Raw genomic sequence first — 16,474 nt, forward strand, 5'->3', positions numbered from 1 at the left:
CAGGTAACTCAATGATTATAATGATGTGCTTATGGCCGGTACCGGAAGTACCTCGTCCACGATTATTAATTATTAATTATTAATTCTTAATTATTTCAGTCCATCCAGCTTCTTCTTCACTTCTTCTACCTTAGCAGTCTGGTTCTTGATAGCGTAGATCTTTTGCAGCGCGTACAGGCAGCTTTCGTAGGTCTGCTTGTCGCCGGCTTCCAGGTTGCCTTTGGCGGCAAAGCTGGCATCTGCTTTCTCAAAGTAAGGCAGCGCAGTGTTCATCAGCTCTTCTACTTTACCTTGCAGCTCTTTTGCTTTGGGAGAGCTTTGCTCTTTGCTGCTTAAGCCGTTCAGCTCTTTATTAAAACCTACTGCGCGGTTAAAGAACAGGGCGCCTAACTGGAAGTTAGCGGTAGGGTCGGCGGCATTCAGCTCCAGGGCTTTCTTGTAACCGGCTTCCGCTTTGCCCATCAGCTCATCGTAGTTGGCGGGTTTAGGCTGGTCCTCACCTTTTTCATCCCGGGGGTTGGCCATGTTATCCACGCGGATAGCATAATCCAGCTGGGTCTGAAAATCGTTGGGATTTTCCTGCACCTTCTTTTCCAGCATGGTCATTAACTCCGCAGTTTTACCTGTTTTGGAGTAATAGATCATTTCCATGTCGTTAAAGCGCTTGTCTTTCGGATAAGCTTTCTTACCTTCTTCAATGGTTTTTAACCAGTTGGCGTTATCGCCTTTTTCTTCATAAGCCTGCGCCAGTATCACATACGGGGCGGGTTCACCTTTAAACTGCAGGTCTACGGCTTTCTGCAGGTAAGCCAGCGCTGTATCCTTTAAGGTTGCATCTTTCTGGCTGGCCTGCTGTGCGGCATAACCCAGGTAAAAGGTCATTGAAGTATCCGTAGGAATGGTGCCGCTCAGGTTCTTACCATTGTAATACCTTGCAATATCAAATGCCTTATGGAAGTGCAGGTAGGCTGAATCCCATTTCTGGTCGTTCAGGTTAGCATAACCTGCGTTACCAACGGTAGCATACAGGTTAAACATACGCTGGTTAATTTCCAGCAGCGCCTCGGGCATCTTTGCATTTTTGTCCAGGGCTTTCTGGTAAGCATCAAATGCTTCCAGCGCTTCCGGCACACTCTTATCTTTAGTGGCCATGGCTTCCATTACTTTGCCCTTTACATACCATGTTTTGGCATCATCTTTAGTTTTTTCGTTTTGCAGGGCTTCGTCAATGTCCGCTTTAGCCTTTGCCAGGTCCTGGTTCTTCAGTGCGTCTTCCGCGCTGTTAACCTTACCCTTTTGCGCAACGGCTGCAAGTCCGGCACTGCAAAAAAGAAAAGATACCAATAGTTTTTTCATGAGCTCAATTTTTAGTTGCTGATAACAATATAAGTATGGTCTGTTTTTAGATTACATTTCCATTTTCAGGATCGTAAATATCTGTGATTAATTTCAAATAATGACAACGATTATGAACCTAATGGCAAAATTGTCCACTAAGTCCACAATCGTATTATCAATTATTTCAAATTAAAACTATTCGGTAGGTTGTGTGTCCGCGGTATCCGTTGTTTCCGTGCTCCCTGTGTTTTCCCCGCCTTCAGTGATCTCGCCGTTTTCTTCCGTTATATCTTCGATCACTTCCTGCTCATCCAGCCTGGCCACAGCGGCTATTTCATCGCTATCGTCCAAACGTATGAGGCGTACCCCCTGGGTAGCCCTGCCGGCTTCGCGGATGTCGGCTACTGCCATACGGATGGTAATGCCGGATTTACAGGTGATCATCAGGTCGTCTTTTTCCGTAACGTCCAACACTGCGATCAGGTTGCCGGTTTTTTCCGTGATATTAATGGTTTTAACCCCCTTGCCCCCGCGATTCGTGATACGGTATTCTTCAATGCTGGTACGTTTACCAAAGCCTTTTTCAGATACCACCAGGATCGTACGGGACTCATCCTCCTTATTAACACAAATCATACCAACCACTTCATCGTTCTCATTATCCACTTCAATACCGCGTACGCCAATGGCGCCACGGCCGGTATCACGCACGGTATTTTCGGGGAAGCGGATGGCGCGGCCGCTCTGGATGGCCATCATCATTTCGCTGTTGCCATTGGTAAGCTTAGCTTCCAGCAGCTGATCGCCTTCATTGATGGTAATGGCGTTCACACCGTTCTGGCGCGGACGGGAGAATTCTTCCAGCAGGGTCTTTTTAATAATACCGTTCTTGGTGCACAGCACTATATAATGACTATTAATAAAGTCCTTATCGCCCAGGTCCTTGATATCTATAATAGCGCGGATCTTATCGTCCGTAGGCAGGGTAATGAGGTTCTGGATGGCGCGGCCCTTGCTTTGTTTTTCGCCTTCCGGAATTTCGTACACCTTTAACCAGAAGCAGCGGCCCTTTTCCGTGAAGAACAGCATGGTATGGTGGGTAGAGGCTACGAACAGGTGCTCTATATAATCCTCGTCACGGGTTTTACCGCCTATGGCGCCACGGCCGCCGCGTTTCTGCTGGCGGTAATCGTAGGCAGAGGTACGCTTGATATAGCCCAGGTGTGAAATGGTGATCACCACATCTTCTTCGGCAATAATATCTTCAATGCGCATTTCGCTGGCCAGGTACTGGATCTCTGTTTTACGCTCATCGCCGAATTTCTTCTTCACATCCAGCAGCTCGTCCTTAATAATGCGGAAGCGCAGCGCTTCATCGCCCAGCACATCTTTCAGGTAAGCGATCAGTTTCATTACTTCATCATATTCTTCCTTGATCTTATCGCGTTCCATGCCGGTTAAGCGTTGTAAACGCAGCTCCAGGATGGCTTTTGACTGGATCTCAGAAAGGCCGAACTGGCTCATTAACCCTTCCTTGGCCACTTCCGGTGTGCGGGAAGCGCGGATCAGGGCTATCACCTCATCCAGGTGGTCCAGCGCTATCAGGTAACCGGCCAGGATGTGGGCTTTTTCTTCTGCCTTACGCAGATCATAACGCGTTCTGCGCAGCACCACTTCATGACGGAACTCTACAAACTCTACCAGCAGGTCTTTCAGGTTCAGGATGCGCGGACGGCCTTTTACCAGCGCCACGTTATTGATACCGTAAGAGGTTTGCAGCTCAGAGTATTTATACAGCTGGTTCACTACCACGTTGGCAATGGCTTCGCGCTTCAGGTCTATTACCAGGCGCATGCCTTCCCGGTCGCTTTCATCGCGCACTTCGGAAATGCCTTCAATGATCTTATCGTCTGCCAGCTGGGCTATTTTCTGGTGTAATACAGCTTTGTTGATCTGGTAGGGCAGCTCATAGATCACCAGCCTTTCACGGCCGGCTTTCGTGGTTTCCACGTTGATCTTACCACGCACTACCACCCTGCCACGGCCTGTTTCAAAACCCTGCTTCACGCCTTCGTACCCGTAAATGATACCACCGGTAGGGAAATCAGGCGCCTTAACATGTTTAATGAGGTCTTCGATAGAGATCTCACGGTTATCAATATACGCAACCAACCCATCTATCACTTCGCTGAGGTTGTGGGGCATAATGTTGGTGGCCATACCTACGGCAATGCCGGAGGCGCCGTTCACCAGCAGGTTGGGAATACGTGTAGGCAATACCGTAGGCTCTTCCAGGGTATCGTCAAAGTTCAGGGTAAAGTCTACCGTTTCCTTTTCAATATCTTCCAGCATGGCCTCTGCGATCTTTTGCATACGCACCTCCGTATAACGCATGGCTGCCGGATCATCCCCATCCACCGATCCAAAGTTACCCTGACCGTCAACCAGCGGGTAGCGCATGGTCCAGGGCTGTACCAGGCGGGCAATGGTGTCGTAAATGGCCTTATCACCGTGCGGGTGAAATTTACCCATTACTTCCCCCACCACACGGGCTGATTTCTTGTAAGGTTTGTTGGAGTTATTGCCCAGCTCATTCATGCCGAATAAAACGCGGCGGTGCACCGGCTTCATACCATCTCTTACATCCGGTAAGGCGCGGCCTACGATCACAGACATAGAGTAATCTATGTAAGCCGTTTTCATTTGCTCCTCGATGTTGATCTGGATAATCCTGCTTTCCTGATTTTCCTGGTTTTCGGTATTTTCTGCCATATCAGAATGTTGATTTTAACTGTTTGACCTTACATGGCAAAATGGCGCTATGTAAAATCATAAGTTGTACATCGTTAATTATTGGTTTACAGTTTTTTCTGCTTCGGAAAGCAGCGGTGCAAATATACGCTTTTTAGGCCGGTATTCAGCCGCTGTGGGAAAGGTTGTGCATAAATGGTCCATGGTCGATGGTCGATAGTCCATTGCCTGTATCAAAACAACAAATTTGCACGAAAATGCAGGGTTCCAATGGCGTATTTTTCACGGCATTTTATTAAAAAAATCTTTCACATAACCGCCATTCTGCCATAGCCTGAACAATATTTTTTCCTGATATATGCCATGGACTATCGACCATCGACCATGGACTCCCCCACGCATCTCCAATGCAGTAAGCTGATAATATATTCAAATATTCCTATATAGAATAAAAAAAATATTGGCAAACTATTTGTTTTTAATGATATGATAATCAGATATTAAACAGCGCGGAAAAAATAAATTCGACACCTTTGAAATCGGATCTTCTAAAAATTCCGAACATATGTAAGATCACTGCTGTTATTTCCCCTGATTCTGTAACCATGATAAAGCTTAAAGAAGAACTATGAGAAACATTCTGTTGTTTGGCGCCGGAAAATCTGCCACCTGCCTGATCGATTATTTGGTAAATAACGCACCCAGGCAGAAATGGCATGTAACGGTAGTGGACCATGACTTAATGTTAATAAAAGCCAAAACCGGGAAATCCTATTACGTTACGCCCGCAGCTATTGATGTAAAAGACCAGGATGCACGCCAGCCGCTGATCGCGGAAGCCGACCTGGTAATTTCCCTGCTGCCCCCTGCCCTGCACATACTGGTAGCCCGCGATTGTCTTCAGTTTAAAAAGCATCTGCTCACCGCATCCTATATTGATCCGGAAGTACGCAAGCTGGAAAAAGAAATTGAGCAGGCCGGCCTGCTGTTCATGTACGAGATGGGCTTAGATCCCGGCATTGATCATATGTCGGCCATGAAGGTGATCCATTCCATTGAAAAGAAAGGCGGGCTTATTTATTCCTTCCGCTCTTACTGCGGCGGGCTCATTTCCCCGGAAAGCAATGATAACGCCTGGCAGTACAAAATATCCTGGAACGCCCGTAACATAGTGCTGGCGGGCCAGGCCGGGGCTACCTACCGCGATAAAGGCAAAGTGAAGGAGCTAAGCCACGAACAGCTTTTTGATCAGTCCAAAACCATACAGATCCCCGGCCTGGGTAAGCTGGCATATTATCCTAACAGGGATTCGCTGGCCTACATGTCCTCCTACCACCTGGAGAACATTCCTACTTTTATGCGGGCCACGCTGCGCTATCCCGATTTTTGCGAAGGCTGGAGCGCCGTGATAAAGCTGGGCCTTACAGACGATACCCGCAAGCTGCAAACAGATCATCTCACTTATTTCAAATGGGCCACCCAGCATGTGAAAGTAGACAAGCAGCTAAGCAATGAGGAGAACATGGCGCAGTACCTGAATGTAAGCAGTAAATCCAAGATCATACGGCAGCTGAAATACCTGGGATTACTGAATGGCGACGTAATAAATTTGGGAGAACAAACGAATGCAGCTATCTTGCAGCACATTATGGAAGCGCGCCTCATCATGCAGCCCAGTGATAAAGATATGATAGTGATGATGCATGAAATAGAATTTGAACGGCGCAACATGGCCACGCGGATGCACAGCTATATGATTGTGCAGGGCGAAGATAGCTTACGAACGGCCATGGCAAAAACGGTAGGATTACCCCTGGGTATTATGGCTAAGCTGATGCTGCAGGAAAAGATCACCGTTACGGGCCTCCAGATCCCCACGATGCCCGAAGTTTACAACCCGGTACTAAAAGAACTCGAAGAATTCGATATCCGTTTTGAAGAGAGTTTTGAATAGATAGAAAGTCTTTTTTTCCTATGATGAACTCTCCGTTTGATAATGAAGTCCTGCCGAAAGGCGGGACTTTTTATTTTATATAATTTCAGTACTTTAGGCTCAAGATCCCTATGCCCTCAAATGAAGACCGGTATTAATAAAACACCCTCCACTACACAGGCCGTAGCCCATACAACTGCTACCGGGGCGCTTGAACAGCCTCCTAATGTGAAACAGCTACAGGCTTACCAGCAAATGGCTGATAACAGCCGGCGTGTACAGGCACAGGCCCAATTACAGACAGCCGCCAACCGGAGTGCCGCAAGCGCCGGTATTGTACAGCGTACTGCTGTTTATGTCACTTTTGATCCTAAAAGACCGCGAAGAGTGGTGCCCGGCAGCGCCGAAGAGGATGATATTATGTTCTTTAACGCCCTGCGCGACAAAGCAAAATATACACCAGAGAGGATACAGGAGATTATTGTCCAGATGGCGGCCCCTGCTGCCAGTGAATGGGATCATCGTATGGCCGCCTTTTTGGCCCAGCCGGCAGCCGTAGAAGAAGCAGACGATGACGACGGCAAAGCAGCAGTATCCGATGAAGAGGATGCAGCAGCAGAACGGACTGCAAAAAGAGGCAAAAAAAGAAGCAGGAGTAAAAGCAAAAAGAAAAAAAGCCCCCCAAAAAAAACAACAATAAAAGCAAAAGAGAAAGCCGGATCTTCTGATGAAGACGAAGATGCAGAAAGGCCTGTTAAAGCCAGCAAAAAAGCTGCGGCTAAAGACGGATCTTCCGATGAAGACGACGATGCTATAAGGCCGGTTAAAGCCGGTAGGAAATCTGCGGCAGCAACAGCCGTTGACAGCGGGGACGAGAAAAAGAAGAAAGCAGCGGGGCCGGATGTTGAATGGAGTAATAAAACAGCTAACGGTAAACTCTCTTATGACAGGCCCGGTAAAAAATGGTGGGTAAAAGCTGGCGGTGGCTATGAATACGGCATTATGAATGTAGCTGCCATTAAAGAGAAATTAGTGCCCGGACAAAAAGCAACTTATGTAAAACCTGTTCAAGACTATGGCCCCGCGTCAAAGGTATTTAAAGAGCAGTTTGACGCATTCGGCGTAGTCGTAACTATGATCAATGGTAGCGCCGTAAGCAGAACAATACCAAAATCAATAACAGAAGACATCATTGCCTTACAGGATTATGCCAGGGAAGCAGTGGCAAAACATACGGCAGACAAAGCCACCGGCATAAAAACCTACAGACCGGCGCAGCTGGATGATGAGAAATATGCGGTAGCCTGGGGCCAGCCGGCACTTAGTATCAAAGGCACCGCCCGTAACAGGACCATGATAAAGACCATGGATATTAACTATCAGCCGGCCGGTGATGGCGCTGAGCTTTTACCCCTGCGGGGAGAACACGTACATAGCAACAAATTATATGAGCGGGAAGGCTTGCATGGGAATGGTATTAATGCCCGTTTTAGCCTGGTGTACCTGGAAAAAGGGGCATTAAAACTGGCGCCCGGCGGTAAACTGTTCTTCGGTAGCGGGAAAACCACCGGCGCTGCTGCTGAGAAACATAGCAATGCCGATGAAATAGCCACCATGCTGGTCAACAGCGGGCAAATTGGTGATGTGAGTGAATATGACGATGGCAAACATTCGCATAGCGAGCAAGCCATGATCGTGTACCTGAGCAAACACCTGGATGTATTTGATGCGCAGCTGGCCACCCTGGCAGCTAAAAACGTTCGCATAGTAGCTTTAGTGCTCGACATGTATTCTAATCCCAACACAGTATGCGAACAGTGCCACGCTTCCCTGAACACCTTTTTTACCACTTCCGACTGGAAGGCCAGGGTCACTGCAAGGCTGACGGCTGCCGTTGCCGGAACGAATGTGGCGGTTGCCGCACCGGATGTAATTATAAGGGTATCATCCAACAAATCATATTCCGCTTCCGCCACCGCAGCCATCGCCACAGCAAAGGCGACCCATACAGTAACGGAGGGCGAACATGATATCAACTTTATTGAAAGAACGCCTTTTAATAAAGCACATTACTAACTGCTCCCAATCAAATCTAAAATCTAAAATCGTCAATCTAAGATCCTCATCAGTTCCGCTACCCCTTCTGTAGCCGGCTTCTCAATACAATGCAGCTCCTGGATATTGCTTACAACCGGTATGCTTTTATCGATCACATATTTAGGAACATTGGGCCCTACATAATCCAGCAAACCCGCTGCCGGGTATACGTTCAGGGAGGTACCCACCACCACAAAAATATCTGCCTGCAGCACCTCTTTCAGCGCCACCTCTATCATGGGCACTGCTTCGCCAAACCATACAATGTGCGGGCGTAGCTGTCCGCCGTCAGCAGCCAGGTCGCCCAGCTTTATATCTTCTGTAATGGGATAAATGCGCTCCTCATCCAGCACGCTGCGCATCTGGAAGATCTGCCCGTGCAGGTGCAGCACCTGTTTGGAGCCGGCCCGCTCATGCAGGTCGTCAATATTCTGGGTTATTATGCGTACATCATATTTCTCCTGCAGCTGCGCCAGGCCAAGGTGGGCCGCATTAGGCTGCGCGTTGCTTACATCTTTACGGCGCAGGTTATAAAACTCCAGCACCAGGGCCGGGTTCTTTTGCCAGCCCTGCGGGGATGCCACTTCATAAATATCATATTCTTCCCACAGGCCATTGCTGTCCCGGAAGGTCTTAATCCCGCTTTCCGCGCTTATGCCGGCGCCGGAAAGCACTACCAGTCGTGGTTTCATATCTTTTTATTTAAGGGTTACAAGTTATTTAATTTACCGGTTTTTTGATGGCTCTTTTAAGCTAACAGGTATAACGTATGGGTAACAGGTATATATTTGCACAAAATTAACATAGCATTTTGCGTACTTCCCATTATTTTCTTTATTGTGCCCTGCTTTTGCTGGCCCCCTGCAGCCTGCTGGCACAAGATAAAGACAGCACAAAAGTTGCTAAGGACAGCTTACCGGCGTTTGGCAACACCCCGAAGCTGGATACTGCCAGCAATGTTGGCCAGGACAGTGTGATCCGCTACCGCGTGAACGGCACTTACCTGAAAAGCATTATCCAGGACCTGGGCTATACGGCCAGCAGGCCTTTTCACTGGCAGGGACGCGACTTTGCAAAGTTTGGTGTAGTAATGGGTACCGCAGGTTTACTGATGGTGGGTGATTATGAGGTTAAACAATTCATTCAACGCAACCGCAGCAGCGGGCTTACTAAAGTTACGGACCAGATAGAACCCTTCGGTAACGCCTACTCGCCCTACCTCATTGGTGTGCTGTACCTCACCGGCGTGGTGGCCAAGAACCGTAACCTGGAGCATGCATCGCTGATGGCGGCCAAATCCCTGCTGATCTCAACAGCATTATATACTACCGCCAAGATCTTTATCCGCAGGCAGCGGCCTACCACCACCAACGATCCGTTCAGCTACAGCGCACCTTTTAATGGCGATAAACGTTTCACCTCCTTCCCTTCCGGGCATATGCTTACGGTAACTTCGGTGGCTACCGCTTTTGCTGAGATCTATGGAAAAGATTATCCCTGGGTGCCCTGGGCGGCCTATGGCCTGGCTACTTTAACCGGCGCTACACGCATGTACCAGAACCGCCACTGGAGCAGCGATGTATGGATAGGCGCTTCACTGGGCTGGTTTGTAACCAGGACCGTTATCAGGAGCCAGCGCCGTCACTCTGTAAAAAAGGGTACTTATAGTCTACAGGTGGTACCATAGTTTCCTTAATAGTACGGGCGCTTAACCAGCGGTACAGGTTTAGCATGGAGCCGGCTTTATCATTGGTGCCGGAAGCCCTGGCGCCGCCAAAAGGCTGCTGCCCTACTACTGCGCCGGTGGGTTTATCGTTAATGTAAAAGTTGCCTGCGCTGTTCACCAGCTTTTTGGTGGCCAGGTCTATTGCATAACGGTCCTGCGCAATAATGGAACCGGTGAGCGCATAATCGGAAGTAGTATCAACTAAGGTTAATGTTTCTTCAAATTTATCAGCATCGTAAGTGTAGATGGTTAACACAGGACCAAAGATCTCCTCGCACATAGTTCTGTATTTGGGATCAGTGGTTACGATCACAGTAGGCTCAATAAAATAACCTTCTGCCTTGCTGTAATTGCCGCCGGCAATGATCTTTACTTTAGGATCTTTCTTTGCATTATCTATATAAGCTGCGATCTTATCAAAGGAACGCTCGTCGATCACTGCGTTGATGAAGTTGCCGAAATCCTCTACCGTACCCATTTTCATGGTGCTTAACATAGCGGCCAGCTTTTGCTGCACTTCTTCCGAGATGTTGGAAGGCAGGTAGGCGCGGGAAGCAGCGGAACATTTTTGTCCCTGGTATTCAAAAGCGCCGCGTGCCAGTGCAGTTACTACCACATCCACCAATGCTGATTTATGGGCCAGCACAAAATCCTTACCACCGGTTTCCCCTACTATGCGCGGGTAAGCGCGGTATTTATGAATGTTGGTGCCGATGGTCTTCCACATTTGCTGGAACACGCCGGTAGATCCGGTGAAGTGTATACCTGCAAAATCGCGGTGGTTAAAACATACTTCTCCCAACACAGGGCCATCCACATACACCAGGTTAATAACACCGGCAGGTAAGCCGGCTTCTATTAAGATCTGCATAAACACGCTGGATGCAAATACCTGCGTATCTGCAGGTTTCCATACCACCACATTGCCGCACATAGCAGCTACAGATGGCAGGTTACCGGCAATAGCGGTAAAGTTGAACGGCGTTACGGCCAGCACAAAACCTTCCAGCGGGCGGTACTCTGTTCTGTTATGCACACCTGCGGAGCTTACCGGTTGCTGTTTATATATTTCGCTTAAGTAGTGTACATTAAAACGCAGGAAGTCTATGAGCTCACAGGCGCTGTCTATTTCTGCCTGGTAGGCGTTTTTGCTTTGTCCCAGCATGGTAGCGCCATTCATATGATAGCGGTACTTCGTGGCAATCAGCTCTGCAGCGCGCAGGAAAATGGCAGCGCGTTGTTCCCAGGGAGTATCAGCCCATTGGGTACGTGCAGCCAAAGCGGCGTCTATAGCGGATTGCACGTGGCTGGCTTCGCCCTGGTGGAACTGGCCCAGCTTATGTTTTATTTCATGCGGCGGGCGTACGTCTACCGTTTTACCGGTACGTACTTCCTGGCCGTTAATATACATGGGAATATCTGCAGGTGCAGCTTTGAATGCAGCCAGCTGCTTTTTTAATGCGGCCCTTTCGGGAGAACCGGGTGCATAATTATATACCGGTTCATTATGGGGTGCTGCAAATTGAAAATAGGCGTTATGCATCCTAAAAAGATTTAGTTTGTTGTAATAATGTTAATGTGCTGATGTGCTAATATGCTAATGTGCTGGTTCATGCAATGCATGCTGTTTTCCATCAACACATTACTACATCAGTTATCAATTGCTAATGTGCCAATAATGCTATCATACTTATGTTCCGGCAGTATCAGTTCCCTGCTATCCACCAGCACATCAGCATATTAACACATTAGCACATTAATTAAGCTTCCTCCTTCGCCATCATCAGGTACGCTTTAATAAATCCGCCCAGCTCTCCATCCATCACCGGCTGCACGTTACCAACTTCAAAATCGGTGCGGTGGTCCTTGATCATTTTATACGGATGGAATACATAGGAGCGGATCTGCGATCCCCATTCTATTTTACGTTTGTTGGCGTTGGCGGCGTTCTTCAGCTCTTCACGCTTGCGGATCTCCTCTTCGTACAGGCGTGACCTTAACATGGTGAGGGCCTTTTCGCGGTTCTCCCCTTGTGTACGCGCCTGCTGGCATTCTATAATAATGCCGGAGGGTATGTGCTTTAAACGTACCGCTGTTTCTACCTTGTTCACGTTCTGACCACCCTTACCTCCTGAACGGTAAAATTCCCATTCCAGGTCAGCGGGGTTTACAGCTATCTCTATCGTATCATCCACCAACGGATATACGAAAACAGATGCAAAGGAGGTATGCCTGCGGGCATTGGCATCAAAGGGCGAGATGCGCACCAGCCGGTGCACGCCGCTTTCTGCTTTCAGCTGTCCGTAAGCAAAGTCCCCGTCAAACTCCAGGGTAGCAGATTTAATGCCGGCGCCATCGCCGTACTGCACATCAATTTCAGATACTTTCCAGCCCTGCTTTTCGCCGTACATACGGTACATACGCAACAGCATTTCCGCCCAATCCTGGCTTTCGGTTCCACCGGCGCCGGAGTTGATGGTTAATACTGCCGGCATCTCATCTTCCGGCTGGTTCAGGGTGGATTTAAATTCCAGCTCATCCAGGTCAGCAAGGGCCTTCTGATAGGCTTCCTGTACTTCTTCTTCTTTGGCCTCCCCTTCTTTCTGGAAATCATTCAATACACTGCTGTCCTCTATAGCGGTTTGCACCTTGTCATAGAGGTCTACCCAGAATTTATTGACCTTAATTTCTTTGAGAATGGAAGTTGCCCGGGCATTGTCGTCCCAAAAGCCGGGCGCCAGGGTAAGCTGTTTATCATTTTCTATTTTGGCTATGCGGTCCGGGACGTTAAAGAAAACCTCCCAGGACGTGGAGACGGTCCCTCATAGCTTTAAGTTGCTCTGCTGTCATAAGGTCGCAAATGTAAGCAAAAAGTGTGAATGTGGGAAGCGTGTTGTATATTAGCTTTAGCATAATATTTGTATATTTTTTAACACTGTTTCCTTCTGATGTTCGAAAACCTAACTATGCTATGGCAGCCGATGAAACCCTGCATTATAAGAACCAATCGATCTTTCATGCTATTGGGTTTATACTGGTCATAGGCGTTAATTTCCTGGCAGTACAGATGCCGATCAATGGCATGCGAACGGGCGAGATTGCAGAAAAATACATGCATCTGTTGCTGCCGGCAACGATAACGCTGGATATTTGGGGCGCTATTTACCTGGCGCTGTTTGCATTTATTGTATACCAGCTGTGGCTGGCTTTCTGGGGAGATCATCCACAGGAGCTAACCAGGCTGATGACGCATATGCGCCACTGGTGGCTGATCAGCTGTATGGCTAATGCCGGCTGGTTCTTTGCCTGGCATTATGAGCTGCTGCCGTTTTCCCTTTTACTGAAGCTGCTGTTGCTGGTATCCCTTATTGCCATTCACTACAATTTTTCCATTGGTCATATGCACGTTTCCAAACGTGAAAAGCTGCTGCTGCAATTTCCCTTTAGCCTGTACCTGGGCTGGATCAGCTTTTCCACCCTGACAAATATTGAAACGCTGATGGTGTACTGGGGCTGGAACGGGCAGCTGATTGGTATGGTTACCTGGACAGTATTGATGGTAGGCCTGCTGGCAGGTTTTGGCGCTTACATGGTTTTACAACACCATAATATAATATATGGCCTGGTAACTATCTGGGCGCTAACCGGTATTATTATTAAACGAAAAACTGCAGAAGGGCTGCCCGTACCGGCCCTTACCACCGCCTGTTATATTGCCATTGTGCTGATAGCCGGCACTATTGGCTGGTACTTCTACAAACGGAAAACCGATTTACGATCTTAGATTTAGGATTTTAGATTTAATGACGTAGGATGGGCTGCTGACCGTCGCTCCAATCAAATCGTAAATCTAAAATCGTAAATCTAAAATAACTATTACTTTTAGGCTCAAATCACTTCACTATGTTTCCATCGACGAATCCGACTACGACGAAAGCCTGGCAACAGCTGCAGCAGCACGCCGCCAGCATGAAGCAGGTACATATGCGCCAGCTCTTTGCTGAAGACGCACAGCGTTTTGAAAAATTCTCCCTGCGGTTTGAAGATATACTGTTTGATTATTCCAAGAACCTGGTAACAGAGGAAACGCGCACCAAGCTGCTGGAGCTGGCAAAAGAATGCCAGGTAGAGGCAGCTATTAAAGCAATGTTTGGCGCAGAAAAGATCAATGCTACCGAAGGCCGTGCAGTGCTGCATACCGCGCTGCGCAACACCTCCAATAAACCCGTGATGCTGGATGGGCAGAATGTAATGGATGATGTGAATAAAGTGCTGCAGAAAATGGAGCACTACTGCCAGCAGATCCATTCCGGCGCACAAAAGGGTTACACTGGTAAGCCTATACGTTATATTGTGAATATTGGCATTGGCGGCTCCGACCTGGGCCCGGTAATGGTTACCGAAGCGCTGAAACCATATTGGGTAAAAGGCATTCAGCCCTACTTTGTATCGAATGTAGACGGTACCCATATTGCCGAAACCCTGAAGAAAGTAACCCCGGAAGAAACACTTTTCCTGGTAGCTTCCAAAACCTTTACCACACAGGAAACCATGACCAATGCCAACACGGCCCGCGAATGGTTCCTGCAGCACGCAAAGGATGAAAAACATATTGCCCTGCACTTTGCAGCGCTTTCCACCAACGAGAAAGCAGTAAAGGCTTTTGGTATAGACCCGGTGAATATGTTCGAGTTCTGGGACTGGGTAGGCGGCCGTTATTCCTTATGGTCCGCCATTGGCCTAAGCATAGCCTTAACCATTGGCTTTGGCAACTTCAAAGCCCTGCTGGAAGGCGCCCATGCTGTGGATGAACATTTTACCACTACCCCGTTTGAAAAGAACATACCCGCTATAATGGCCTTGGTAGGTTTATGGTATGGCAATTTCTTTGATGCGGATTCCGAAGCAATATTACCGTACGACCAGTACATGCACCGCTTTGCAGCTTATTTCCAGCAGGGGAATATGGAAAGCAACGGTAAGTATGTGGACCGTAACGGGCAGCCTGTTCCTTACCAGACCGGCCCCATTGTTTGGGGCGAGCCGGGCACCAACGGACAGCACGCATTTTACCAGCTCATTCACCAGGGCACTAAGCTCATCCCCTGCGACTTTATTGCGCCGGCCATCAGCCATAACCCGCTGGGCGATCATCATGTAAAGCTGCTGTCTAACTTCTTCGCACAAACGGAGGCGCTGATGAATGGCAAAACAGCCGATGAAGTAAAAGCCGAGCTGGAAAAGTCCGGCATGACGGGCGATGCACTGGCTAAGCTGCTGCCGTATAAAGTATTTACAGGCAACCGGCCATCCAACTCGTTCCTGGTGAAAGAAATTACACCGCGTTCCCTGGGCTCACTCATAGCCCTATACGAACATAAGATCTTTGTACAGGGTGTTATCTGGAACATTTACACTTTTGATCAGTGGGGTGTTGAGCTGGGTAAGCAATTAGCTAATAAAATATTACCGGAGCTGGAAAGCAACGAGGTTGTTACCGGCCATGATTCCAGCACCAATGGGCTGATCAATGCGTGGAAGAAGATGAAGTAGTCCATGGTCGATGGTCCATGGTCCATTGTATTGAGCGCGGGACTTGTGAAGCGTGGAATACAGCTCACGGCCTGCCGTAGAATAATATTATATTGAAAAGATAAGATTATAAACCCCGGGTTTGATGTTACTACGGTAACGGAAAACCTGGGGTTTTTCTTTGGCCGCACACCATCAGATTACGATAAAATTCTCTTTTAGAAAATATATGATATAACTGATAGTCTATTTTGCGTTCTGCGTTCTGCTTTCCTAACTCAAACCCATTTCGTAATTATTCATATCATAAATACTTTCAATAGCATTCATGCACCGTTTTGCAGTGTCGTAATTGAATTATTCGTAATTGAACCTGATTCATATTTCACAAAAAAAAACCTCCGGAAAAGTCCGGAGGTCATATTCTTGAATAAGAGTAAAAATCTTACCATTTGTCTACATCATCGCTGTGAGAGGCGGCAGCAGCGGCGGGCACAATGGCCGGCTCAGCTACTTCAACAGATGAAGCGGTGGGCGCAGCGGCAGCAGCAGTGGCTTCTGCAACTACATCGTTACCGTCGTCTTCACCATCTTCTCTCACGTAGTCGTGGTTGTAAGCATCAAAATCGAAATCAGGCATCAATTCGGTTTTTACATAATTGATGGTTTCGGTTAATGCATTCAGGAATTTGTTGAAGTCTTCTTTGTACAGGAATACTTTGTGCCTGTCGTAACCGTTGTCATTGAAACGTTTTTTGCTTTCTGTAATTGTCAGAAAGTAGTCGTTTCCCCGAGTGGTCTTTACATCAAAGAAGTAAGTTCTTCTTTTACCCGCTTTCAATCGTTTAGAAAAGATGCTATCGTTGTTTCTTTCCTGTTGATTGTTGTTTTCGTACGCCACAGTTGATAGATTTAAGTGTTAACGAATCAATCCAATTTATCAATATTCAATAAGCAACAAATATACTATTGTTTTACAAATATCAAAATAATTTTAACTGATTTTGATTACTGTGGATAAAGTCTTCGTAATGAGCGACCCCGGGTATATGTAAAAAAATGATTTCTATTCAGTTACGGATTCCTCCTCGCCTGAC

Annotated in this window: 11 protein-coding genes; 5 read left to right on the forward strand and 6 right to left on the reverse strand. The window is 47.7% G+C overall.

Going from position 1 to position 16,474, the window contains the following annotated elements:
* Positions 1 to 90: 90 nt before the first annotated feature.
* Positions 91 to 1,356, reverse strand: a complete 1,266-nt coding sequence (locus VIM87_RS02050; RefSeq protein ID WP_331995357.1) for a hypothetical protein — start codon at positions 1,354 to 1,356, stop codon at positions 91 to 93.
* A gap of 177 nt (positions 1,357 to 1,533) precedes the next feature.
* Positions 1,534 to 4,110: a DNA gyrase subunit A gene (gyrA, locus tag VIM87_RS02055; protein ID WP_331995358.1), complete on the reverse strand. Its 2,577-nt coding sequence runs from the start codon at positions 4,108 to 4,110 to the stop codon at positions 1,534 to 1,536.
* A 607-nt stretch (positions 4,111 to 4,717) separates the two neighbouring features.
* Here gyrA and VIM87_RS02060 point away from each other — a divergent pair.
* Together VIM87_RS02060 and VIM87_RS02065 are read left to right on the forward strand one after the other, a co-directional pair.
* Entirely contained in the window at positions 4,718 to 6,043 is a 1,326-nt protein-coding gene (locus VIM87_RS02060) for a saccharopine dehydrogenase C-terminal domain-containing protein (protein WP_331995359.1), read from the forward strand.
* Between the two features lie 120 nt (positions 6,044 to 6,163).
* Positions 6,164 to 8,098 carry a hypothetical protein gene (locus VIM87_RS02065; protein WP_331995360.1) on the forward strand — a complete coding sequence of 645 codons (1,935 nt, stop codon included), beginning with the start codon at positions 6,164 to 6,166 and terminating at the stop codon, positions 8,096 to 8,098.
* 32 nt (positions 8,099 to 8,130) lie between these two features.
* On the opposite strand, the gene VIM87_RS02070 is transcribed toward VIM87_RS02065, so the two are convergent.
* Entirely contained in the window at positions 8,131 to 8,811 is a 681-nt protein-coding gene (locus VIM87_RS02070) for an NAD-dependent deacylase (protein ID WP_331995361.1), read from the reverse strand.
* Positions 8,812 to 8,930: 119 nt separating this feature from the next.
* On the opposite strand from VIM87_RS02070, the gene VIM87_RS02075 reads away from it, so the two are divergent.
* Positions 8,931 to 9,806 (forward strand): phosphatase PAP2 family protein, encoded by an 876-nt coding sequence (locus VIM87_RS02075; protein WP_331995362.1) that lies wholly within the window; start codon positions 8,931 to 8,933, stop codon positions 9,804 to 9,806.
* Here VIM87_RS02075 and pruA read toward each other — a convergent pair.
* Together pruA and prfB are read right to left on the reverse strand one after the other, a co-directional pair.
* The gene (pruA, locus tag VIM87_RS02080) at positions 9,745 to 11,388 is read right to left on the reverse strand and encodes an L-glutamate gamma-semialdehyde dehydrogenase (RefSeq protein WP_331995363.1); all 1,644 of its coding nucleotides are present in this window, start codon (positions 11,386 to 11,388) and stop codon (positions 9,745 to 9,747) included. The genes VIM87_RS02075 and pruA overlap by 62 nt on opposite strands.
* A gap of 217 nt (positions 11,389 to 11,605) precedes the next feature.
* Positions 11,606 to 12,695 (reverse strand): peptide chain release factor 2 gene (gene prfB / locus VIM87_RS02085; RefSeq protein WP_331995364.1). Its coding sequence is split into 2 segments (ribosomal slippage): positions 11,606 to 12,634 and positions 12,636 to 12,695, totalling 1,089 coding nucleotides; the frame shifts between segments, so codons are not numbered across the junction.
* A 121-nt stretch (positions 12,696 to 12,816) separates the two neighbouring features.
* Between prfB and VIM87_RS02090 the strand changes: the two genes are divergently transcribed.
* Both VIM87_RS02090 and pgi read left to right on the forward strand, forming a co-directional pair.
* On the forward strand, positions 12,817 to 13,629 hold the full coding sequence (locus tag VIM87_RS02090) for a hypothetical protein (protein ID WP_331995365.1): 813 nt from the start codon (positions 12,817 to 12,819) through the stop codon (positions 13,627 to 13,629).
* 119 nt (positions 13,630 to 13,748) lie between these two features.
* Positions 13,749 to 15,398: a glucose-6-phosphate isomerase gene (gene pgi, locus VIM87_RS02095; RefSeq protein ID WP_331995366.1), complete on the forward strand. Its 1,650-nt coding sequence runs from the start codon at positions 13,749 to 13,751 to the stop codon at positions 15,396 to 15,398.
* A gap of 424 nt (positions 15,399 to 15,822) precedes the next feature.
* Here pgi and VIM87_RS02100 read toward each other — a convergent pair whose 3' ends face one another.
* Positions 15,823 to 16,278, reverse strand: a complete 456-nt coding sequence (locus VIM87_RS02100) for a DUF3276 family protein (RefSeq protein WP_331995367.1) — start codon at positions 16,276 to 16,278, stop codon at positions 15,823 to 15,825.
* Between the last annotated feature and the right edge of the window lie 196 nt (positions 16,279 to 16,474).

Origin of the sequence: Chitinophaga sp., assembly GCF_036569125.1 — a bacterium.
Classification (GTDB): domain Bacteria; phylum Bacteroidota; class Bacteroidia; order Chitinophagales; family Chitinophagaceae; genus Chitinophaga.